Source organism: Roseburia sp. TF10-5, assembly GCF_003462365.1.
Classification (GTDB): Bacteria; Bacillota; Clostridia; order Lachnospirales; family Lachnospiraceae; genus Roseburia; species Roseburia faecis.
The window spans coordinates 21,590-45,106 of sequence record NZ_QTYW01000020.1 but is presented as its reverse complement, the minus strand read 5'-3'; the positions used below and the strand labels follow the sequence as shown (position 1 = coordinate 45,106).

The following is a 23,517-nucleotide window of genomic DNA, read 5'->3' as shown; positions in this document are numbered from 1 at the left end:
CCTCCTATTTCATCAGAGTTTCTGGCAAAACTCGATTCTCTCCTCATTCGGTCCTTTAATCATGAAAAACTTTACACCATTATCCCAAAACGGAAGCTGCTCAATTCCATCCGTAATGACTTCATATCCATTTTCACAGATCTTTTTATACATTTCTTCAATATCTCTCACATCCAGTGCGACATGCTGATATGCCCCGTCTGCCATTACCGCCTGTCCGTTCTCAAACGATTCGATACAGTAATTCTGAATCTGCAAAAACGCAACCTTTTCTTTTGCCTTTTCATTATAGGTTTCTAAAATCACTTCAAATCCAAGACTTTTATAAAATTCGATTGTCTTTTTTAAATCATTCGTCGGGAGCCCTATGTGGGCTACTCCGACAATTCCATATTCGTTTTTCATCTGTTTAATCCTCCTGCACATTGATAATGACTTTCATCGTTGTCTCACGGTTATCATCAATATACTGGTATGCTTTCAGATAATCTTTAAATGCAAACGTTTTTGAAATTAATGGTTTCAAATGTACCTTTCCCTCATTGACAAGACGGATACCATCTACATAATCGTCATGCCGGTACATCATGGTACTTTTAATATCGAGTTCGTGATCATTTGCGACTGCCAGATCCACCTCTGCCATTCCTGCAAATACTGCAACCAGTACGATCACACTTCCTTTTCTTGCATATTTGATTGCCTGCCCCATCGTAATGTTATTTCCTGCACAGTCATAGATCACATCTGCCTTATCCGGACCAAATGCCTCTACCATAGCCTCTCCAAAATCTTTGTGCAGCGTGTTGACACATACATCAATTCCACATTCTTTTGCTTTTTCCAAACGCAGATCACTGACATCGGTAATCATAACCTTTGCTGCTCCCATCCCTTTTGCTGTTTGTGCAACAAGATTTCCAATTGGACCTGCGCCGATTACTGTGATATTCATTCCTTTTACATCGCCCATCTGCTTTACTCCATGAACTGCAACTGCAAGAGGCTCGATCATCGCCCCTTCTTCATAAGACATATCTTCCGGAATCGGTGTTACCTTAGATGCATCTACTGCAAAATATTCAGAAGCCGTACCTGTGGTCTGGAATCCCATAACCTTTAATTCCTCGCAAAGATTATATTTTCCATGGCGACACGGATAGCAGTGTCCGCAATAAACCTGTGGTTCAATCGTAACTTTCTGTCCGATCTGAAACCCGGAAACATTTTTCCCTATTTCTGCGATTTCTCCGGAAACCTCATGTCCCTGTGTCACCGGATATTTCGTAAACGGATGCTTTCCATGATATACATGGATATCAGAACCACAGATACCTATATTTCTGATTTTTACCAGTACCTGATCATCCTTGACTTCTGGAACCGGAACCTCTCTAAATGTAATTTCTCCTGGATTTGTCATTACCTGCTGTAACATAATTGTTTCCTCCTTTATATTTGTTCTTCTTTTGTTTTATCTTTTATAAAATGTTTTATTAAAGTAATTACATTATTGTCCCATTCCTCTGTTTTGTCAATAGTTTTTGAGAGTTTTTACCAGTTGCACAATTTTTTATTTTACTTTTTGTACAATTTTTCTAAATTTTTAAACAAAAAAGTTCCCTCTTTACCGCATGTACACGCCAGTAAAGAAGGAACTTTTTTAATTTCATCATTACGAACAGCATTCTTTTACATATTCATACAAAAAATGTTTTGCTGCACCAACCGCCGATGCTTCTTTTTCATAAGAACAATTTTTCAGATAAGAAATATCCCTGTCAAATCCATTGTAAGACAATACCCTCTGTCCCAATGGAATCATATACTCTGCCAGTACACCTCCGACATCTCCCCCAAGTATAATATCCATATCGTATGCCATCCGAAGATTGGATATCAGGATAGCAAGATGATCCAGATATCTTTCCCATTTTTGTTCAGCTTCCTTATTTCCCTGTTTCAATTGTTCCATAAATACTTCCAGAGAATTTTTTCCGTCCCCAGTCAGCACACTTGCCGCACAATAAGCATCTGCACACCCCTGCTTTCCACAATAACATCTGTCCCCTCCGGGAATCAGGATCATATGTCCAAACTCTCCTGCCTTCTGGTTCTGTCCACGAAACAGTTTTCCATCAATGCAAAATGCCCCTCCAAGAGTATGATTTAAGGAGAGGTATATCGCATTGTTATATTTTTGTGTATCTTCCGCAAGCATAGCGGAATTAGCATCATTCTCAAAATAAACCGGAAATCCCAATGCCTGTTCCAAAAAACGCAGACTGTAATTTTCTACCTGAAGAGCATGCGATTTTAGAACTGTCTTCTCATTCTGATCGATAATTCCGGGAATTGCAATTCCAATCCCTAAAATATCTTTCTCCGTTTTGCATTCTTTCAGAAACTGTTGTACCTGCCCGGCAATTTTTACACTATAATCAATATCCGGTGAAAATTTTAAACGGACACGTTTCAGATGTTCGATTTCATATCCTAGATTTACGAGTACCATTTCCAGATGATTCGCGGTAATTACAAGTCCCATTGCCCTGCAATATTCCCTGTTAATTCCTATGCTTTTGGCTTTTCTTCCCCCGGTAGATGCATACTCTCCATTTTCTACAATCAGTCCCTTTGCAATCAGCTCATTGACATTTGTCAGAACCGTAGGCATACTAAGCCCCAGTTCTTTTGCCAGTTCTGCCTTTGATGTAACGGAATGGTTCAACATGTAATTTATAATTTCAGTTCTTGCTATATTGCGTTTTTCTCTTTTTTCCGGCATAATCTTCCTCTTAAATAAAGTATTTTATAAAAGTATCATATGCTTTTATTTATTATTTGTAAAGGACAAATTTTCCTCCATGAATTCTTTACTGCCCAATGCCAGAATACCATCATCCATAAGAAAAACCCCCGGCAACTGCCGGAGGCCTTCTATTTGCCACATTTTTATTTTTTCAGTCCCTTAACGGTAACCACCTTTGTGTAAATGTTTCCCTTATCATCACTGATCCAGATGGTATATTTTCCGTTTTTCTTTACCTTAAACGAATACTTCTCTCCTTTTTCTGTCACAAACTTTGGACTCTTTCCCTTTGCCAGATCATAGTCCCCACTGTACATTCCACTCATAATATACTGCTTCCAGTATTTTTTATCCTCATTGTGGGATTTTCCAATACTTCCCTTCTGGTACTGCACAGCCCTTACATGTGTTCCAAGCACATTGGAAAAAGAAACCGTTGCGCTTGTTTTTTTGCTGTTTTTCTTAACGCCTGTCTGAATCAGCTTACTCGTTGGAATTGCTGCTGCAACTACATTAATGTTCCCTGTAAACGTGTCATAATTCTGACAGGATGACTTTGTATGAAAATAGTAGGTACCTTTCTTTAAAATTGTATACTGATCACCGTCATATTCCCAATATCCGTCTCCGGTTTCCAGAACTTTGTTGGATGCAGACGCATCTGAAAATACTTCAATATGTGTCTGGTGCCCATCTTCCTGACTTGTCACAAGAGAGGAGGTGGTCTTTAAAATTACCCAGGAATCAGATTTTAACTGAAAAGAACCATATCCCTGCTCAATATTTTTATCTTTCTTAGTCACCGTAATTGTCTTTGAATACATGGCAGAGACTGCATCAAATTCGGATACATCTTTGATCACAGGTATATCACATGCTTCCCACTCCGCAGCGTTTGCCTTTTCCGGTGTCATTGCGGTAAACAGTCCTGTGACAGCCATCGCTGCCGCCAATAATATTGCGGTTAATTTCTTCTTCATAATGTTCTCCTTTTTATTCATATTTACCCCAGATCGATCACATTTTGTAATGCGTCTGTCCATTTTATTGTAAACATTTATGAAGTTCATGACAATAGGCGATAAGTCCTAAAATCAGCCTGATATTCTGCAATTTTGCTGCATTCAATTAAAAAAGCCACCGCAGATCCGTCTTCTGTAACGAACCTCGATGGCTTTTCCATATTTTCTTTTTTAAGAATTACCCCTGTGCATACCGGGTCAAGAACTGCTTCGTGCGCTCTTCTTTCGGATTGTCGATCACCTGATGCGGATCTCCCTGTTCCACAATCACACCGCCGTCCATAAAGATCAGCTGGTCTGCCACATCACGGGCAAATGCCATCTCATGGGTGACAATGATCATTGTCGTCTTCTGCTCGGCAAGCGTGCGGATGACTTTTAACACTTCTCCGGTGAGCTCCGGATCAAGCGCAGAGGTCGGCTCGTCAAAGCAGAGGATATCCGGCTTTAAGGCAAGTGCACGTGCAATCGCCACACGCTGCTGCTGTCCACCGGACAACTGATGCGGATAATGATCCATGCGCTCTGCAAGTCCCATCCGCTCTAAAAGCTGTCTTCCGTGTGCATCGATTTCCTCTAAAATTTTCTTTTTATCAGCCTTAAAATCCGGCCGTTCCTGTGCCAGTAACTGCTCCGCCAGTGTTACATTCTGCAATGCGGTATACTGCGGAAACAGATTAAAGGACTGAAAGACCATTCCAAAATGCAGACGCTTTTTGCGAAGTTCCGCATCTTTTTCCGCTCCCGCAGATGCCGCGTCAAACAACGTCTCGCCGTTTACCGTAATGGTTCCACTGTTCGGACGCTCCAAAAAATTCAGACATCGCAAAAGTGTGGTCTTTCCCGATCCGGAGGAACCTATGATGGCAAGTGCCGTGCCTTCCTCCATGGAAAAGCTGACATCCTTTAACACATTCGTTTTGCCGAAATGCTTTTCTATATGTGATACCTCTAAGATTGCCATGTCTTCCTCCTACTTAAAGTAATCCAGCTTGCGCTCAATGTAACCAAACAAAAGCGTCAGAATACCGATAAAAATCAGATAAAATACGCCAGTGTAAAACAGTGGCCAGGTCAGTCCGTCCGACTTCATAAACGCAGCACCGGCAAACGTCAGCTCATATGCCGCAATGATACGAGCCAGGGAAGTATCCTTGACCAGTGTAATGATCTCGTTTGACATCGGTGGTACGACGCGCTTGATCATCTGAAGCAGTGTGATTTTGAAAAAGATCTGATGCTTTGTCATGCCAAGCACCTGTCCGGCTTCCCTCTGTCCGGCCGGAACTCCCTCAATTCCACCACGGAAAATCACAGAAAAATAGCACGCATAATTAATCACAAATGCCACTACGGTTGCGGTAATTCGCCCGCTCTCATTTCCACTCCAGACGGTCGTATGGAGCCAGAGTCCCGGACCATAGAAAATAATGATCAGCTGAAGCATCAGAGGCGTTCCACGGATGATCCAGACCAGAATCTGAACCAGACGCTGCAGCAGTTTAAACTTGCTGAGCAGGCCAAATGCCAGCACCAGCCCAAGCGGCAGCGCAAAAATCAGTGTCAGTATAAAAATTTCAAAAGTGGTGGCAAGACCTGTCAAAAGTGACTGTGTTACTGTCCAGAACATGATTTATTTCCCCTCTGGTACGACAACTACCTGTGCATTGTTACAATAAGCATTGGTACATTCCATTGCAGAAGTTACCTCGCTCGTCAGAGTCATTCCATTCCATACGACATCGATATTCTTGGAATTCAGTTCCATGACCTTGTTGTCCCAGTCGATCTCTACAAAATCAACCTCTACACCAAGTTTTTCTCCGACAAGTTTTGCCATATCTGCATCAAACCCGATCCAATTTCCATCTTTATCCTTATAATCCATCGGCTCAAAATCGGTCACACCGACAACCAGTTTTCCTCTTCCCTTGATGTAATCCACGTCACTGTCTTTTGGGGACTGTTCAAATGTGGCATCTTTCTGCTCTACAAGTGCTTCCTGTACTCCATAGGTTTCGGCAATTTTTTCCATGCTTCCGTCTTTATAAGAGTCAGCAAACACCTGATTGATATAAGAAGCCAGATCCGATCCTTTCCGGCATCCAACGCCATACTCCTCGGTCGTAAGTTCGTCTGTATGCTTCAGATTCGGATAACTGGTGCCCTCACCAATCATGGCACCTGCCATCAGAAGGTCAATGATCGCTGCATCGGATGTACCGGAAGCAACTTCCATCAGGGCATCTGCCTGAGACGAAACGGAATTGTACTGAAATCCCTTTTCTTTTGCAGCTTCTTCTCCGGCAGATCCTGCCTCTACTGCATATACCATGCTCTTTTCGCTCTTTCCGGTATCTCCTGCTCCTTTGGATGCACCACAGGCAGTCATACCAAGTGTCAGCGCTGCTGCCAGCAATACTGCAAGTTTCTTTTTCATAATGTTCCTCCATTAATTATTAATTCTTCTGTTTACTACATGTTTACCATATTATCATGTTATCATGCTAAAGTAAAGAGGAGTAAATTACAAACCTTCCTGCATTTTTTCCCTGACCATTTTTACCATCTGAATCACCAATGTCGGCACAAATGCCAGCAGCAGAATATATCCATACATCAGCACTCCCATTTCTGCCACATCAAACAGCCTCTCAAAAACCGGAACGCAAAGTACCAGTCCCAAAAGAATACATCCACCCAAAAATGCTCCCATGCTGTACTTGTTGGACCTGAGTCCAGCCCGTGCCATGGACTTTTGGCTCCGGCAGTTAAACCCATGAAACAGGCGTGCCAGTGTCAGCGTTGCAAAAGCCATCGTTGCGGCAAGCGCGGTACTCTGCTGCAGCCCTATATAATAAGAAGTCATGACCGGACACGCAATCAACGCTCCCTCTGCCACAATTTTCCCCAGAAACGAACCGGTCAGTATTCCGGCAGAAGGATCCCTTGGTTTTTCCTCTAAAAGTGCTGCATCTGCCGGCTCCATGCCAATCGCAATTGCCGGAAGCGAATCCGTCAGCAAATTGATAAAAAGCAGATGCACCGGTGCAAACGGAACCGGAAGTCCTGCAAGTGAAGTATACAGTACCGCCAGAATCGCTGCCATATTGCCGGACAGCAAAAACAAAATGGCATTCTTTATATTCCGGTATACATTTCTTCCATTCACCACCGCCTGAATGATGGTCGCAAAATTATCATCTAAAAGAATCATGTCTGCCGCATCTTTTGCCACTTCTGTTCCTGTAATCCCCATTGCCACTCCGATATCTGCGCGTTTTAATGCCGGTGCATCGTTGACACCATCCCCCGTCATGGAAACAATCCGTCCTTTTTTCTGCCATGCCTTTACAATTCTTATCTTATGTTCCGGCGAAACTCTGGCATACACACAGATTTTTTCCAGTTTTTCCTGCAATTCCTTCTCACTCATGGCATCTAACTCCCTTCCAGTCACAGCCAGATCCCCTTCCTGATAAATTCCAATCTGTTTTGCAATCGCACGCGCGGTAATTTTGTGATCCCCTGTAATCATGACCGTGCGGATTCCTGCTCTCTTTGCATCGGCAACCGCCTGAATGGCTTCCGGTCTTGGCGGATCCATCATGGCAATCAGCCCGAGAAAAATCAGATTTTCTTCGCTTTCTATGGTCAGCGGTCCTTCACTCTCTTTATACGCAAATGCCAGCACACGCAGTCCCTGCCCGGAAAATTCCGCAATCTTTTTTTTGATTTTTTCTGTCTCCGTCGGATCAAGTGGAACAATTCCGGTACTTTTCCGGACAAAATCACAGCGTTCCAGCAATACATCCGGTGCCCCTTTGGTCAGAATGGTTCCGACCCCGTGCAGGTAATATCTTGTGCTCATCCGTTTCCGCTCAGAATCAAACGGAACCTCTTCGAGACGTTTCATACAGCTTCGAAGCATTTCTTCCCTGTAACCGCCTTCGCCCATCATTCCCCCTTTCGGCGCGGGAATTTTACGAAACATTTCCAACAGGGCATATTCTGTCGGATCTCCGATTCCTTTTCCGTTCTCCAATGTTGCATCATTGCTAAGCACCGCATCGTAGACCAGATATCTGTGCAGCTGCTCTTCCATGGAAAGCTGTCCGGGCAGATATTCCCTGTCGTCTACATAAACTTTCTGTACGGTCATCTTATTCTGTGTCAGCGTTCCGGTTTTATCCGAACAGATCACCGATACACACCCAAGGCTCTCCACTGCCTTCAGCTTTCTGACGATGGCATTTTCCTTTACCATCTTCTGTGTTCCCATCGCCTGCACAATGGTCACAATCGAACTGAGTGCTTCCGGAATAGCAGCTACCGCAAGTGCAACTGCAAACATCAATGCATCCAGAAGCGGCATTTTACGGTATAAACATAACCCCAGTACCACTGCTGAAATTCCCATAACCAGAACTGCCAGCTTTCTGCTGAACTGATCCAGACTCACCTGTAATGGTGTCTTACGGTCCCGGATATCATTCATCATCCCGGCAATCTTTCCGATCTCTGTATGCATCCCTGTTCCTGTAACCAGAACCTGTGCGCGTCCATAAGTGACCAGGCTTCCGGAATATACCATGTTTCTGCGGTCTGCCAGCGGCAGATCCTCCGGCAGACTGCCTTGTGTCTTTTCTACATTGGTGGATTCTCCGGTCAGCGCACTCTCATTGACCTGCAGGGAATAATTATCCAGAATCCTTCCATCTGCCACAACCATGTCACCAGCTTCCAGTTCCACAAGATCTCCAGGAACCAGTTCCCTCGAAGGGATCTCTTTCTTTTTCCCTTCCCGGATGACTTTTGCACACGGTGCAGACAGATTTTTCAGACTGTCCAGTGATTTTTCCGCTTTCTGGTGCTGCACCGTTCCCAAAACTGCATTCATCACCAGGACAACTGCGATTACAATCGTACTCTCTGCATTTCCGGATAACATGGAAATAAGCGCGGCGATCAGCAAAATGACAATGAGTAAATCTGCAAACTGTGACAAAAACACCCTCAGCAGCCCGGGTCTTTTTCCCTCTTCCAGTATATTTTCCCCACATGTTTCCCGGATTTTTTTCACCTGCATTTCGGATAATCCCTGCTCCGTAGTAGAAAATACGTCTCTTAGCTGCTCTTTGGAATACTTCCAGTATTTTTTCATGGCATGCCCTCCCTGTGTTGTGGTACAAAAAAAGAAACGGGACTTTTTTGCACCAGAATAATGCAATAAAAAGTCTCGTTTCTTCGTGTACAGCCCGGTTCCAGCTTTCCTGTAACGTGATGACGGCCTGCACAACACCCGGACACACCGGATGCAAACTACTCCCTGTTTATTATCTTTTTGTATTTTACCCATATCCTCTTTCATTTGTCAACTGCTTTGTTTCTTTTTTCACCACATTGCACAAAATATTTGTTTCTTTAAGCATTATATAGTATAATAAATCCAAAGATAAACTTACATCAGGGATTTACATGATAGAATAGGAGATACGCTTATGATGCTTACACTCATTCCTTTTTTTGACCGGAATATGTCCGTTAGTGCTTATTCTCTGTTTACCAGAAAAAATAACTTTCTTATGAACCCAAGCCTTCTTGGTTCCAGACAGTTTGACGGAGCTGCCTATGTAGATGGGCTGGAACTGATTCAGGAGCTTGGAACCACCACACTCTCCGGAGGAAAACCGATTTTTGTATCTTTAAATAATATCTCTATTTTCAGCAGTCTGGAATCCGAATGCAAAAATACAAACCATGCACCGATTCTCCTGATTGACCAGACATTTCCTCCGGTATCCATGTATACAGACCGCATCCGCGAACTGCGCGAATTCGGATATCATTTTGCAATCCGTAATCTTCCTGTTCACTGCTACGAAGACTACGCACCGATTCTGTCACAGATGGACTACATTCTGATTGACTGCCAGAAAATAGATGCCGTCAAGGCTTCTTTCTATTTCCGCAAACTGTATCCGGATATCTGTATCTGTGCCAGCAACATTCCGGACACGGAAACATTCGGAAAACTCAGTCCTGCAGAAACAATTTCTTTATTTGAAGGAACCTTTTTCCGTATGCCGGTCACACGCGGTGAACATAAAGTATCGCCCCTGAAGATCAATTACATTTCGCTTCTGAATCTGATTGAAGAAGATGATTTTGACCTGACCAAAGCGGCTGATATTATCAGTCAGGACACGGCTCTTATCATCTCCCTGCTGCGGCTTGCAAATACACGCTCCTTTAATTCCGAAATCACTTCCGTGCGGGTTGCTGTCTCAATGCTGGGGCAGAAGGATCTGACGCGCTGGATTCAGACAACCGTCATTGAGAAACTGTGTTCAGACAAGCCAAATGAGCTGATGCGCCTCTCCCTGCTGCGTGCCAAGTTTGCAGAAAATCTTGCACCGGTCTTTGGCATGGCAATGCGTTCCCAGGAACTGTTTCTGACCGGTCTTTTCTCGATTCTGGATATTATTCTGGATTGTTCCATGGAAGAAGCCCTCTCCATGGTACGTGTATCGGGCAAGATCCGCGCCGCCCTTCTGGAGCACACCGGTTCCCTGGCAGAAGTGCTTCACTTTATTGTAAAATACGAATCGGCAGAATGGCAGGAAGTTTCCCGCCAGCTGGTGCTTAAAAACATCGAAATTCCGGATGTTTCCCATGCATGGGTTTCTTCCCTGCAATGGTATGCAAAACTGATTGCCATGAATGAATAATGTCAGATAAAAAAAGGATGCACAAAACGTGCATCCTTTTTTATTGTTTTATTTTCTTCCGCTGGTTCCTTTCAGACGTGCCATCGCACGGGAAAGAGAAGCTCTTGAGTGGTAATACTCACGGATACTCTGCTTCTGGCGCATCTGCTCCTCTGCACGCTCTTTTGCTTCGCGGGCACGCGCCACATCGATTTCCTCCGGACGCTCTGCAGTCTCCACGAGAAGTGTCACACGGTTATTGACGATCTCGACAAATCCCATTCCGACTACTGCATATTCCCAGTTATCCGTGCCCTCCGGCTGAAACCTCATCTCGCCCTCATCAATGGCGATGACCATATCCTCATGATGGGCCAGAATTTCTTTCTGCCCATCATATTCCGGAACGATCAGAGAACGGCATCTTCCGGAAAAGAACACACGGTTCGCAGATATAATTTTTAAATAGAATGTATTGCCTGCCATAATGATCTCCGTTCTTTATGCTATGCGTTCTGCTCCATCTGCTCTGCTTTCTTCCTGACATCTTCGATGGTTCCTGCATTGAAGAATGCATTCTCCGGATATTCATCCATCTCACCATCTAAAATTGCCTTGAATCCGCGGATTGTTTCTTTCAAAGGAACATATACACCTTTGATACCGGTAAAGTTCTCTGCTACGTGGAACGGCTGTGACAGGAACTTCTGAATCTTTCTTGCACGGTATACCAGGACTTTATCTTCATCTGCCAGCTCTTCCATACCAAGAATTGCAATGATATCCTGCAATTCCTTATACTTCTGAAGGATCTCCTGCACTTTACGTGCAACTTCATAATGCTCCTCCCCAACAATATCCGGCTCAAGGATACGGGAAGATGACTCCAGAGGATCAACCGCCGGATAAATACCCTGCTCAACGATCTTTCTGGAAAGTACGGTTGTTGCATCCAGATGTGCAAATGTCGTAGCTGGTGCCGGGTCTGTCAGGTCATCGGCTGGTACATATACAGCCTGTACGGAAGTGATAGATCCATTCTTTGTAGAAGCGATCCTCTCCTGTAATTCACCCATCTCCGTAGCCAGTGTCGGCTGATAACCTACGGCTGACGGCATACGTCCAAGCAGTGCGGATACCTCTGATCCGGCCTGTGTGAAACGGAAAATGTTATCAATGAAGAGAAGCACATTTTTATGCTGCTCATCACGGAAATACTCAGCCATGGTAAGTCCGGTCTCAGCGACACGCATACGAGCCCCTGGCGGCTCATTCATCTGTCCAAACACTAAGGCTGTTTTTTCAAGTACACCGGATTCGCCCATTTCGGTCCACAGATCATTTCCTTCACGGGAACGCTCCCCGACACCGGTGAAAATGGAATATCCACCGTGCTCTGTTGCAATATTACTGATCAGCTCCTGGATCAATACGGTTTTCCCTACACCGGCACCACCGAACAGACCAATCTTACCACCCTTTGCATATGGGGCAAGTAAGTCGATGACCTTGATACCGGTCTCTAAGATTTCCTCTGCAGGGTTCTGATCTTCAAATGCTGGCGGCTCTCTGTGGATCACCCACTTTGGAGCATCCCCGATCGGCTTTCCGTCATCAATTGTTTCTCCTAATACGTTGAACAGACGTCCCAGTGTTGCCTCACCAACTGGTGTCTTGATACCGCTTCCGGTTGCAATGACTTCCATATCACGGTGAAGTCCTTCACTGGCTGCAAGCATAATACAGCGTACCGTATTATTTCCTATATGCTGTGCAACCTCCATGATACATTTTTTGTCACCATTTTGTACTTCCAGAGCGTCTCTGATTGCAGGCAATTCTTCGTCTTCAAATTCAACGTCCACAACAGGTCCCATAACCTGTATGATTTTTCCTGTTTTCATCCTAGGCCTCCATTATCTCTTTTTCTTGCGCTTCTGGGATTTTGCTCCCGCAATTACCTCTGTGATCTCCTGGGTAATCGCTGCCTGTCTGGCACGGTTATACATGATATCCAGCTCATGAAGCATATCCTTTGCGCTGTTGGTTGCTGCCTCCATCGCCATCATACGGGCATTCTGCTCGCAGGAGAAGGATTCTACCAGCGCACCATAAACAAATCCTACCACATAGTCCGGAACAATACGATTCATCACTGCATCTGCCGATGGACGCAGGGCAAGCTCCTCACGTCTGACATCCAGCGGAATCTCCACGTTGTGGAAATCTGCTTTTTTCAGTGGAAGCAGCTGCAGGATTTCTGCTTCTTCCTGCATCGCATTGACCATTGAGGTATAAATGATATAGATTTCATCAAAATCTCCCTGACGGTAACCTTCGAGAAGTTCCTCAGAGATATTTCGTGCACGGTTCAATGTCGGATTCTGAATCGTATAATGGAACTGTTTGTTGATCTCAATTCCACGTTCTTCAAAATAATGTCTTCCGACTTCACCAAGCACATACAGCTGACGTTTCGGGTGTTTTGCAAGTTCTTCTTCCGCAATCTTTAAAATATTGTGGTTGTAAGATCCTGCCAGTCCCTTATCTGCCGTAACTACCATATAAGCGATCCGTTTTTCTTCTTCCGGAATCTCATCTGTGGACCTAAAATAAATACTGTCCAGATCCGGCAAATGCCGCAGAATACGGCTCATCTCAGATTGCAGGGTAAAGAAATACGGTTCTGTGTCCGTCAGCATTTTTTTAGATTTCTTTAATTTCGAAGAAGAAATCATGTACATTGCATTTGTAATCTTTAATGTATCATTGATACTCTTCATTCGATCCTGAATTTCTTTTGCATTTGCCATCGTAACACCTGCTTACTGTTCTGCTGCGAACTCTGCTGCAGCATCTTTGATTTTCTGTCTCAGTTCATCGGATAAAGCTTTTGTCTGCTCAATTTCTTTTCCGATCTCCGGATGTTTCAGATCCATGAAATCCAGAATATCTTTCTGATACTGTTTTACCTGTCTGGTAGGTATCTTATCGAATACACCGTCCGTTGCCATGCACAGGGTTAATACCTGCTCATGCATGGAAAGCGGATGACTCAGCGGCTGCTTCAACAGCTCCATCAGAGCTTTTCCGTGCTGCAGCTGTGCTTTTGTTGCATCATCCAGATCAGAAGCAAACTGTGTGAACACTTCCATCTCACGGTACTGTGCCAGATCGATACGGATACTACCGGATGCTTTCTTCATTGCCTTTGTCTGGGCTGCACCACCGACTCGGGATACGGAAAGTCCTACATTTACGGCTGGTCTCATACCTGCGTTGAACAGGTTGCTCTCGAGGAAGATCTGACCATCGGTAATGGAAATAACGTTGGTAGGAATATATGCGGAAACATCACCAGCCTGTGTTTCAATAATCGGCAGTGCGGTGATGGAACCGCCACCTAACTTGTCACTCAGATGACTGGAACGCTCAAGCAGTCTGGAGTGTAAGTAGAATACATCACCAGGATAAGCCTCACGTCCCGGGGAACGCTCAAGCAGAAGGGAAATTGCACGGTATGCAACCGCATGCTTGGACAGATCATCATATACAATGAGAACATCCTTGCCCTTGTGCATAAAATATTCTGCCATGGCAGTTCCTGCATATGGAGCTATGTACTGTAAAGATGCCGGATCACTGGCTGTAGAAGATACTACGATGGAATAATCCATGGCATCATGTTTCTTTAATGTATTTACAATCTTTGCAACGGTAGATGCCTTCTGACCAATGGCAACGTAAATACAGATTACATCTTTGCCTCTCTGGTTGATAATGGTATCTGTTGCAATGGATGTCTTACCGGTCTGACGGTCACCAATGATCAACTCACGCTGTCCACGTCCGATTGGGAACATGGAATCGATGGAAAGAATACCTGTTTCCATTGGTGTATCTACACTTTGTCTGTCAATAATACCAGGAGCTTCCTGCTCGATCGGACGATAATCATCCTCTTTTACATCCCCGTTTCCATCGATCGGCTCACCGAGTGCATTGATTACTCTGCCCACAAATGCATCACCGACTGGAATACCGGCTTTCTTCTTGGTACGAACCACTTTGGTTCCTTCTTTGATTCCGGTATCACGACCAAAAAGAATAATACCAATCTCATTCTGTCTGACATCCTGAACCATTCCTTTGACTCCGTTTTCAAAGGCTACGATCTCGCCATACATTGCATGATCAATTCCGTATACGGTAACAATTCCATCACCGACCCAGATGACCTCACCTGTCTCACGGCTTTGTTCATCCCAGTTGATATTTTCGATCTCACCCTGAATAATGGAGATAATATCTGTTGCACTAATAGCGCCCAAAGGGGTCACCTCCCTGTAAGTTTTCTTTGTAACTGACGCAGACGTCCTTCATAGCTGTGGTCATATTCTTTATATCCCACCTTAACAACATAGCCACCGATCAGCGACTCATCCACACTCTGCGTCAGGGTAATCTCACTATCCGGATAGTTTTTATCCAGAATTTTTTTCGCCTCGGCCTCCTCTTCTTTGCTCGGAGTCTCGGCATAAATCAGGTCCGCACGAACCACATGATGCATCTGATCCCAGTATTTATAATAATATTGGAAAATATCCTGCATCTCGGTCATGTTACCAATCCTGCACATGATCTTCATGTACCGGACCAGCACATCTTCTGTCGTTTCCAGTGCAAATACCTGATCGATAATTTCATACTTTTTTGCTGCCGGTACGACCGGGCTCGTCAGAACTTTCTGCAGTTGCGGTGTCATAAAGAAAAGTTTTTCCGCTTTCTCGACATCCTCTCTGCTGACAGACAGCCGGTATAGTACCTTGGCACTATTTACTGCTGCCTGCGTCATGTGCTTCACCCGTCTTCATAATCTTCTTAGCAGCCAGCAAAGCAAGCTCTGCGATCTTTGCCTGAGCATCTCTTGTTGCCTTTTCCTGCTCATTTGCAATATCACTCTTTGCTTTCTCAAGCATATGATCTGCTTCGGCTCTGGTTGCTTCCATTTTATTGTTATATTCTTCCTGTGCACGCGTCTTTGCATCGAGAATGATCTGATCTGCCTTTTCTCTGGCACCCTTTAACTGATTCTCATACTCACTCTTCATCTGCGCTGCATCGTCCTGCTGTTTTTGGGCATCCTCGAACTGTTTGTTGATCATGTCCTCTCTCTCATGAATGATATTCATGACCGGCTGAAACAAAAACTTACGAAAGATTGCATATAAAACAAGCAGATTTACGATCGTCCACAAGATATCCCATGGATTTAAACTCAGCATAGTTTACTGCTCCTTTCTTAATGTAATAATTACGCGGGTAATCATTATTTTAAGAAAAGAATGATAAGTAATGCAATAACGAAACCGTAAATAGCGGTTGCCTCGGCAAGTGCACAACCAAGAAGTAATGCTTTGGAAATCTTACCTTCTGCTTCCGGCTGTCTTGCGATAGCGTCTACTGCGGAACCTGTTGCCTTACCGATTCCAAGACCTGCTCCGATACCTGTTAATACTGCTACTCCTGCTCCGATTGCTACAAATAATGATGCTGACATAATGTTTTCTCCTTTTCTTTTCTCAGTTAATTAGTGTGTTACTCCGTTGCTTCCTTGATGAACAAGCCTGTAAGGAATACAAATACGTATGCCTGAATCAGTCCGTCAAAAATATCAAAGTAACAACTGAATATTGCTGGAAGTACGGGTGGAACCACCATCTTCAGTAACTCCATAATAACGAAGGAACCAAGTACATTTCCAAACAATCGCATACAAAGTGATAATGGTTTGATGAATATCTCAAGAATGTTAATTGGAAGAACTACAGGCATTGGTTCCGCAAAACTCTTTAACCAGCCTTTGGTACCTTTCTTTCTCACTCCTGCTGCTTCAATTAAGATGATACTCATCAATGCAAGCGCTACCGTGACATTCATGTCTTTTGTCGGTGGCTTGAAGCCTAATAGGCCGATGAGGTTGGCAATTCCTATGTAGATGGCAACTGCTGCCAGGTACGGAATGTACGCTTTACCGTTTTCTCCTATCGTGTCCTCAAAGAATCCATACAGTTTTGAAACAGCAAGTTCAAGTACTACCTGCTTACGGCTTGGATTCTCAACTCTAAGTCCTCTGACAAGGATCAGACACAAAAGAAGAATGACCGCCATGATGATCCATGTAACAACAACCGATTCATAGATCGGAATGCCACCAAACAGCGGGATTGTAAAGACGGTATCGCAATTCAGCTCCTCCATCAGATTCTTTACCAACGCATCCAACAGTCTCACTTCCTTTCTTAACTTTTGAATCAAAAGCTATTATATTTGTCATATTGTAAAAAGTAAAACGTTTTTTTTATATAAACTGTATGTCATTTTTATATATTTCTCTTGCTGTCATACACTTTATATATAAAAAAGGCATCGTACATACATTACGACGCCTTTGCCTTACCCACTGAGGTATTCTACCTCTTTCTTCCAAAAAATGCAAGCAAAAAAAACTAATTTTCGGCAAAGAACTCCGAAAGAACTTCTTTCAGCGTATTTGCAGACTCATGCAGTTTGGAAACTTCCTCCTGATCCAGATCGATTGGAACCTTGGTCTCATAGCCATCGCGGCCAACGATACACGGCAGACTTAACACCACGTCTGAGATTCCATACTCTCCGTGCAACATGGTCGAAATCGGCAGAATGGATTTTTCATCTCTTATGATTGCTTCGCAGATGCGCTTAACTGACATGGCAATTCCATAATATGTGGCTCCTTTTTTGGAAATAATCTCATAGGCACTCTGTTTTACCTCCGCGGCGATACGTTCCGTTGCTTCCATATGATTATAGTGCCCCCGCATCTCACAGAAATTGTCCAGCGGTATTCCGGATATATTCGCACTGCTCCATGCCGCAATCTCACTGTCCCCGTGTTCTCCCACGATAAAAGCATGTACACTTCTGCTGTCCACTCCCAGATGCTGTCCCAGATGATACTTCAGTCTGGCAGAATCCAGCACAGTTCCGGAACCAATTACCCGGTTTTCCGGATAACCGGACAGTTTCTGCGCCGTGTAAGTCAGAATATCTACCGGATTTGCAACAATCAGAAGAATTCCTTCAAAATCTCTTTTTGTAATTTCCGGAATAATCGACTGGAAAATTGCAATGTTTTTGTTTACCAGATCCAGCCGCGTTTCGTCCGGCTTCTGATTTGCACCTGCTGTAATTACAATAATGGCTGCATCCGCAATATCATCATAATCTCCGGCATAAATCTGCATCGGTCTTCCAAACGGAATTCCGTGTACGATATCTTCGGCTTCCCCTTCTGCTTTCTGATGGTTTGCATCCAAAAGCACCATCTCGGTAAATAATCCGCTCTGCATCAGGGCGAATGCAGATGCAGAACCGACAAATCCACATCCGATAATTGCTACTTTTCCTGGTTTTAATTTACTCATATGGTTACCTCCTTCCAGGCACAAAAATTCTCTACAATATAGTCTGCCTCTTTTCCGTCATCATTTTTCGGGGAAATATTGGAATTTACATAAAACACCGGCATTCCGACACCTTTTGCACCACCGACATCACAACGGCTGTCATTCCCGATATACAGGGAACGTGTCACATCCAGCTTATGCCGTTCCAACAGTATATGGAAGAAACGTTCGTCCGGTTTTTTCGTGTGATAATCCGATGAGATCAAAATATCATCAAAAAATGGTGTAATCCCTAAAACATTCATTTCATATGCGGTAAAAATACGCTGGGCGTTTGATAAAAGATATACCTTTTTTCCTATTTTCTTCAGGCTGGCAAGCATCTGCTTTGTCCCCGGATACAAACGGACATAATCGGTAGACAGCGCACGGAAAAACTGTCCAGTATGTATGGCAAGGGTCTTATCGGCCACGATCCCTTTTTCCTGATACAGTTTTTCAAACACTTCCCCGATCTCAATCTCTGGAGATGCCTCATGCGTATAATGCCTGTCCTCTTCCAGCGTCTTTTTCAACGCGCGCTCACAGTCGCTGACAAGTGCCGCATAGCGCTTCTGCAATTCCTTCGGTTCATAAATGGCTCCGTAATATCCAAAAAACAATGCCAGTTTCTCCCACAGTTTTGGAAAATCTTCCTCTGTGTGGATATCCACCAGTGTCCCGTACAGATCAAACACATAATTGTCGTACTGCACCGGCAACACGGCTTCCTGCAAATATTCTCCCATGTTAATTTCTCCCTTTTGTGATCTTTTACGTGCAAATTATACCAGATTTTCCCTGTGCCTGTAAGTGGTAGCTACAACATTTTTCTGCGAAGTTTTTCCAATATCTTCCGCTCACTGCGCGATACGGATACCTGATTTTTCCCCATGCGCTTTGCTGTCTCTGCCTGGGAAAGATTGTCCATATAGCGAAATTTTATCAGCTGTGCTTCTTCCTCCGGCAGCTGGTCGATCGCCTGTTTCAATGCAATATGATTCAGAAGCGGAGTTTCAAACCGGTGATCATCCTCCAGCTTTTCTTCCAAAGTCAGCACTTTTCCGTCATTTTCCGTCACCGGTCGTGAAAAAGAATCCACCTCTCTTCCTGCTTCCATTGCCACCACCAGATCTTCAATGGCAATTCCTGTCTTTTCCGCCAGTTCCTGCAATGTCGGCTCCTTATTTTGTGTCTTTTTCATCTGTTCTCTGACAATTGCTATTTTTCTTGCATGTTCTTTCATCTGGCGACTCGTATGAATCATACCGTCATCCCGTAAAAATCTCCGGATTTCCCCCATAATAAGCGGAACCGCATAGGTAGAAAAAGAGTAGGACAGCGAAGTGTCAAACCGGTCGATCGCCTTGATCAGACCAATCACTCCGATCTGTGTCAGATCCTGCAAATCGGTTCCCCGGTTTGCAAATCGTTTCGCCACCATATAAACCAGCCCCATATTCTCGGTTATCATCTGCTGCCTGATCTTCCGGTCTCCCTGCTGCGCCCTCTGGATGTTCTGTCGTCCATTTTCCTCTTTTGCCGGTATCTTACTGCTCACGTTCCCTTTCTATGTATTTCCACATAACCACACGTGTTCCTTCTCCTTTTTTTGACCGTACCTCAATCCGATCCATAAATGCCTCCATAAAGGAAAAGCCCATACCGGAACGTTCCAATTCCGGTTTTGTAGTAAAAAAAGGCTGCAATGCCTGTTCAAGATCTTCAATTCCGACTCCGTGATCTTCCACCGTTACCACCAATTGCTGACCGTTTTGGTCACAGGTCAGTTCCACCTGTTTCGTTTCATCTTCGTATCCATGGATAATGGCATTTGTCACAGCCTCACTCACTGCTGTCTTTACATCTGCAATCTGCTCCAGCGTCGGATTCATATTTGTCATAAATGCGGTCACAACCATGCGTGCCAATCCCTCATTTACGGATTTTGCATCAAAATGAACCTGCATATGATTTTCCTGCACCATTTTATTTTTCCTCCTCTTCCAATGAAATAATCTGAAACAACCCGGATTTTTCAAATATTTTATACACCCGTTCTCCCAGATTTACCGCTGTCACTTTTCCTGCATGCATGTCCATCGTCTTTTTTCTTCCTATTAATATACCGATTCCGGAACTGTCCATAAAATCAGTCCCCGCAAAATCAAATACAATCCTGTGAACATGCCAGCTTTCCGCCAGCAGATCTATTTCCCTGCTCATATTGCCTGCCACATGATGATCCACCTCCCGCGGCATCGGCACAATCATGCAGTCCGCTTCCTTTCGATATGCTGCTTCCATATAAAACCTCTTCCTTTCCCTTACTTCTTTATAAATAAGCAAAAAAAGACACCGACAGTAACCTGTACTGTAGTGTCTTTTGTAATGCAATGTGTTCCTTTTTATTCCTGTGCGTCTACATAATTCTGTGACGTTCTCGCCCGCTCCGTATCCGGATAATTTTCAATTACATACTGATAATACGGTTTTGCAGATTTCAGGTCCCCGTTTTTCCGGTAGGACTGTGCCAGATAATAGGCAGCTGATCCGTCCTGGAAATCTTCCTGCTCATCCGTAATCTGTTTTAATGTATCGATGGCGTCCTTATACTTTCCACGGGAGTACAAACTATAGCCTTCCTTGTAAAGCTGATTCAGATACTTATCCTGTACCTCCCCATTGATATCATCATATATGGTTTTAGCTTCGTCGGACAGATACTTCGTCTTTACTTTATCCAGTGTCTTTCCCGCAGTCGTCACATCCTTTGATCCATAATAGGAAACACATGCCTGCAGGAGATTTTCATAAGTAGATATCTGAACCTTGACCTTTTCATTGTTGGTCGTCTGCTCTTCCAGCTGATTTTTCAGATCCTCCACCTGTCCTTCCAGATCTTTGATTGTCTGTCCATTCGTGGAAATGGTATCACTCGCTTCAACCAGTTTTCTCTGTGCATCTTCTTTTGCCTTGTTGCGAACGCTCGGCACGATCAGAAATGCGGTAATCGCAGTACCCACAATCAGTCCGATCACAATATATACCAGTGTTGCCCCAATCGAAGATTCCTTAAACCGCTTCGGCATGATAATGGTCTCATTTCCACTTTGATAAGAAATCAGATCATCATCCTTCGGCTTTTTGGAAGGACTTTTTTCCTTCAGTCTTGCATTCACTTCGCGCAGATAACGCAGGGTGGTTGTATTATTTGTATCAATCTTTCCCGCATTACGCAAAGTTTTTTTTGCCAGTTCCAGCTTATTGTCCTGCAGATAAAGAAGCGCCAGCAGCTGATGTGCCTTGACAAGCTTCGGATTCAGCGAAAGTACCTTTTTCAGCTGGATAATTGCCAGATCCCGACTGTCCTGCTTGCAATAGTGCAATGCCTGGTTATATTTTTTAATCGTCTGATTTACGGAATCCAATCTTCCCCGGTCCTGCTGGATCTCATCAAGATAATGACTGGCAAGATTGTCCTTCGGCTGATAACTGCGGCTGATCACCCATTCACTTAAGGCATCTACCACTTCTCCTGTCTCGCAATAAATCAATCCCAGAAGATTCCGTGCATCAATATTATATTTATTAAACTTCAGACTGTTTTTCAGGCTGACAATCGCTCCGGAAAGATTTCTCACGCCCGCCTGTTCCAGCCCCAGATTATAATACGCGTTGGAAATGTGACGCACTTTCAAAAATACGGAAAGATCTGCCCCGCAATTCGGGCAGCGCTTTGCATTTCCAACCTCCTGTCCACATTTATAACAAATCATTTCTTCCTCTTTTTCATTACTGTCCTAACTGCTGGCCATTCTGACGTACATCACGCAATATTTCGGTAATAATATCCGTTACGTCTGTCAGATCATGGTTATAAATCGCCGCCTCGGCTTCTTCTACTTCCAGACTCGGCTGAAAATTTTTCAGCTCTTTTTCAAAATTAATCATTTCTCCTGCTCCTTTTTGCGATATACAGGTTCTGCGTTCCCATGTATCTTAATTATAATATAGTGCATTGGATATGCAAGTAAATTTATTCGCATTATTTCTCGGAAATATTACAGGAACTGCATCTGTTTACTTGAGAGAGATCATCACAACCCCTTCTTTTTTCTTCTGGAAACAAACGGATTCCTGCAGTTCTTTTACGGTAAGCGTCTGCTGGTCAATGGTTACAACACATCCGGAATACACTTTGCGTACGACACTGATCTTTGCATTTTCCCCGCGTTTGACCAGTTCTTCCAGACGATCTACCGCTTTTTGGCTTTCAGCAATATCTGCCTGCGTTTTCATTTTGGCACGAAGAAGTTCGGTTCTGCGCGGATCTTTCGATACATCAATTCCTTTTTGCGCAGCCACCAGTTCAAACTGTTTCAGCCCGGTGGTAATCTTCTTGATCACTTCCCCATTTTCTTCAATGGATTTCTGCAGATCCGACAGTTCCTGCCGCATCTGCGCACTGACTCCGACATACACCTGTGTCTTTACTTCCGTGGAATTTCCGATTACATTCACATCCATTCCACTGATTGCGTAGGCATATCCGCCAATGATACTTCCCTTTTTTCCGGTTACATAAATATGATCAAAACTGATCATATGACTGTCTAATGCATAAGTCACTTCAATAAAGCCATCGGCTTTCACCTTACAGTATTCGAAAAATTTTGCGTGGATATTCCCGCCTGCACGAATACTGGTCTTGTTTCCACCGAGAACACCGCTTCGCAGGACAATATCTTTTCCCGCTTCAATCACACAGTTCTCGCAGATACCGTCTACCGTGAGACTTCCACTCGTACTTACCTTTGCCCCCGGTTTGATTCCACCGTGGATTACAACATCTCCGTGATATTCCACATTTCCTGTACCGATTCCCACATCACCGGGAATTTCATAAACTGCGGATATCCGAATCTTTCCGTTTGACATTTCAATCTTTCCAGACAGGTCTGCAATATAAGTACTTCCGTCTTCTGTACAGTGAAATCCTTTTCCGCGGAGTGGCTGCAATGGCTTGCCACGGACTGCCAGTATCGGCTTTCCCGAAACATTCATCCCGTTTACCGCCTCGGTTGGTGGATAGTAGGTGGCAATTGCCTGACCTTCTTTTACCATCTCCACTGTACGGATGCTCCAGTAATCTATGGAACCATCCTCCTTGACCTTTGGTTTTCCATCCACATCCGGATTGAAATGAAGTTCATAGCGGCCGTTTTCTGCATTGACCGGTGGCTGTCCTTTTGCAATACATACATCTCTCATGTACACTCCGCCATCGATCATCTCCTGGATCGCCGCTTCGTCAATTCCATTGGTTACCCGCTGGGTGCGGATATACCGCACCAGCTCTGATAATGTGTATCCCTCTCCGGCCTCCGGCGGCTGCAATGTCAAATATGCTTCCATACTATCCTGTGAAATCCGGACAACCGCACCTCTCATTGAAATATCTTCCATGGCATTTTCCCCTCTCT

The 23,517-nt window shown here is 44.1% G+C and carries 24 protein-coding genes and 1 pseudogene; 1 reads left to right on the top strand and 24 read right to left on the bottom strand.

What is annotated here, in order from left to right; genetic code table 11:
- Positions 1 to 12 precede the first annotated feature (12 nt).
- The 8 genes and pseudogenes from DXD06_RS14485 to DXD06_RS14450 form a co-directional block, all read right to left on the bottom strand.
- Positions 13 to 405, bottom strand: coding sequence for a VOC family protein (locus DXD06_RS14485; protein WP_022046919.1), 393 nt, complete (start codon positions 403 to 405; stop codon positions 13 to 15).
- A gap of 4 nt (positions 406 to 409) precedes the next feature.
- Positions 410 to 1,438 carry a zinc-dependent alcohol dehydrogenase gene (locus DXD06_RS14480; protein ID WP_022046920.1) on the bottom strand — a complete coding sequence of 343 codons (1,029 nt, stop codon included), beginning with the start codon at positions 1,436 to 1,438 and terminating at the stop codon, positions 410 to 412.
- Between the two features lie 237 nt (positions 1,439 to 1,675).
- Positions 1,676 to 2,788 (bottom strand): ROK family transcriptional regulator, encoded by a 1,113-nt coding sequence (locus DXD06_RS14475; RefSeq protein WP_117832736.1) that lies wholly within the window; start codon positions 2,786 to 2,788, stop codon positions 1,676 to 1,678.
- Positions 2,789 to 2,955: 167 nt separating this feature from the next.
- Positions 2,956 to 3,792, bottom strand: a complete 837-nt coding sequence (locus DXD06_RS14470) for a hypothetical protein (RefSeq protein WP_055262219.1) — start codon at positions 3,790 to 3,792, stop codon at positions 2,956 to 2,958.
- Positions 3,793 to 4,012: 220 nt separating this feature from the next.
- Complete coding sequence (locus DXD06_RS14465; RefSeq protein WP_117832734.1) at positions 4,013 to 4,798, bottom strand: amino acid ABC transporter ATP-binding protein; 786 nt, start codon at positions 4,796 to 4,798, stop codon at positions 4,013 to 4,015.
- A 9-nt stretch (positions 4,799 to 4,807) separates the two neighbouring features.
- Positions 4,808 to 5,464 carry an amino acid ABC transporter permease gene (locus DXD06_RS14460; protein ID WP_117832732.1) on the bottom strand — a complete coding sequence of 219 codons (657 nt, stop codon included), beginning with the start codon at positions 5,462 to 5,464 and terminating at the stop codon, positions 4,808 to 4,810.
- Positions 5,465 to 5,470: 6 nt separating this feature from the next.
- Positions 5,471 to 5,869, bottom strand: a pseudogene (locus DXD06_RS18195) (transporter substrate-binding domain-containing protein); the annotation flags it as partial.
- A gap of 492 nt (positions 5,870 to 6,361) precedes the next feature.
- Positions 6,362 to 8,998, bottom strand: a complete 2,637-nt coding sequence (locus tag DXD06_RS14450) for a cation-translocating P-type ATPase (protein ID WP_117832770.1) — start codon at positions 8,996 to 8,998, stop codon at positions 6,362 to 6,364.
- Positions 8,999 to 9,335: 337 nt separating this feature from the next.
- On the opposite strand from DXD06_RS14450, the gene DXD06_RS14445 reads away from it, so the two are divergent.
- The gene (locus DXD06_RS14445) at positions 9,336 to 10,565 is read left to right on the top strand and encodes an EAL and HDOD domain-containing protein (RefSeq protein ID WP_117832730.1); all 1,230 of its coding nucleotides are present in this window, start codon (positions 9,336 to 9,338) and stop codon (positions 10,563 to 10,565) included.
- A gap of 48 nt (positions 10,566 to 10,613) precedes the next feature.
- Here the strand turns inward: DXD06_RS14445 and atpC are convergent, their stop codons facing one another.
- From atpC to DXD06_RS14370, 16 genes are all read right to left on the bottom strand, one after another.
- Complete coding sequence (atpC, locus tag DXD06_RS14440; protein WP_022046927.1) at positions 10,614 to 11,030, bottom strand: ATP synthase F1 subunit epsilon; 417 nt, start codon at positions 11,028 to 11,030, stop codon at positions 10,614 to 10,616.
- Positions 11,031 to 11,050: 20 nt separating this feature from the next.
- Complete coding sequence (gene atpD / locus DXD06_RS14435) at positions 11,051 to 12,448, bottom strand: F0F1 ATP synthase subunit beta (protein WP_022046928.1); 1,398 nt, start codon at positions 12,446 to 12,448, stop codon at positions 11,051 to 11,053.
- A 12-nt stretch (positions 12,449 to 12,460) separates the two neighbouring features.
- Positions 12,461 to 13,357, bottom strand: coding sequence for an ATP synthase F1 subunit gamma (gene atpG, locus DXD06_RS14430; protein ID WP_022046929.1), 897 nt, complete (start codon positions 13,355 to 13,357; stop codon positions 12,461 to 12,463).
- Positions 13,358 to 13,369: 12 nt separating this feature from the next.
- Positions 13,370 to 14,884, bottom strand: coding sequence for a F0F1 ATP synthase subunit alpha (gene atpA, locus DXD06_RS14425; protein WP_082413716.1), 1,515 nt, complete (start codon positions 14,882 to 14,884; stop codon positions 13,370 to 13,372).
- Positions 14,881 to 15,399 (bottom strand): ATP synthase F1 subunit delta, encoded by a 519-nt coding sequence (gene atpH / locus DXD06_RS14420; protein ID WP_117832728.1) that lies wholly within the window; start codon positions 15,397 to 15,399, stop codon positions 14,881 to 14,883. The genes atpA and atpH overlap by 4 nt, the downstream gene beginning before the upstream one ends.
- On the bottom strand, positions 15,377 to 15,829 hold the full coding sequence (gene atpF / locus DXD06_RS14415) for a F0F1 ATP synthase subunit B (protein ID WP_117832727.1): 453 nt from the start codon (positions 15,827 to 15,829) through the stop codon (positions 15,377 to 15,379). Before atpF ends, atpH begins: the two co-directional genes overlap by 23 nt.
- 44 nt (positions 15,830 to 15,873) lie before the next feature.
- Entirely contained in the window at positions 15,874 to 16,104 is a 231-nt protein-coding gene (gene atpE, locus DXD06_RS14410; RefSeq protein WP_022045476.1) for an ATP synthase F0 subunit C, read from the bottom strand.
- A 38-nt stretch (positions 16,105 to 16,142) separates the two neighbouring features.
- Positions 16,143 to 16,829: a F0F1 ATP synthase subunit A gene (locus tag DXD06_RS14405; protein WP_055066932.1), complete on the bottom strand. Its 687-nt coding sequence runs from the start codon at positions 16,827 to 16,829 to the stop codon at positions 16,143 to 16,145.
- A gap of 224 nt (positions 16,830 to 17,053) precedes the next feature.
- Positions 17,054 to 18,010 carry an L-lactate dehydrogenase gene (locus tag DXD06_RS14400; RefSeq protein WP_117832724.1) on the bottom strand — a complete coding sequence of 319 codons (957 nt, stop codon included), beginning with the start codon at positions 18,008 to 18,010 and terminating at the stop codon, positions 17,054 to 17,056.
- Positions 18,007 to 18,780, bottom strand: a complete 774-nt coding sequence (locus tag DXD06_RS14395; protein WP_117832722.1) for an HAD family hydrolase — start codon at positions 18,778 to 18,780, stop codon at positions 18,007 to 18,009. Before DXD06_RS14395 ends, DXD06_RS14400 begins: the two co-directional genes overlap by 4 nt.
- A 71-nt stretch (positions 18,781 to 18,851) precedes the next feature.
- Positions 18,852 to 19,592: a sigma-70 family RNA polymerase sigma factor gene (locus DXD06_RS14390; RefSeq protein ID WP_243001123.1), complete on the bottom strand. Its 741-nt coding sequence runs from the start codon at positions 19,590 to 19,592 to the stop codon at positions 18,852 to 18,854.
- A complete protein-coding gene (gene spoIIAB, locus DXD06_RS14385) occupies positions 19,582 to 20,019 on the bottom strand; it encodes an anti-sigma F factor (protein WP_022045471.1) in 438 nt (145 codons plus the stop codon). Before spoIIAB ends, DXD06_RS14390 begins: the two co-directional genes overlap by 11 nt.
- Position 20,020: 1 nt before the next feature.
- On the bottom strand, positions 20,021 to 20,338 hold the full coding sequence (locus tag DXD06_RS14380) for an anti-sigma factor antagonist (protein WP_022045470.1): 318 nt from the start codon (positions 20,336 to 20,338) through the stop codon (positions 20,021 to 20,023).
- Positions 20,339 to 20,439: 101 nt separating this feature from the next.
- The gene (locus DXD06_RS14375; protein WP_117832720.1) at positions 20,440 to 21,810 is read right to left on the bottom strand and encodes a tetratricopeptide repeat protein; all 1,371 of its coding nucleotides are present in this window, start codon (positions 21,808 to 21,810) and stop codon (positions 20,440 to 20,442) included.
- 16 nt (positions 21,811 to 21,826) lie between these two features.
- The gene (locus DXD06_RS17310) at positions 21,827 to 21,985 is read right to left on the bottom strand and encodes a hypothetical protein (protein WP_022045468.1); all 159 of its coding nucleotides are present in this window, start codon (positions 21,983 to 21,985) and stop codon (positions 21,827 to 21,829) included.
- 129 nt (positions 21,986 to 22,114) lie between these two features.
- On the bottom strand, positions 22,115 to 23,500 hold the full coding sequence (locus DXD06_RS14370) for a DUF342 domain-containing protein (RefSeq protein WP_117832718.1): 1,386 nt from the start codon (positions 23,498 to 23,500) through the stop codon (positions 22,115 to 22,117).
- Between the last annotated feature and the right edge of the window lie 17 nt (positions 23,501 to 23,517).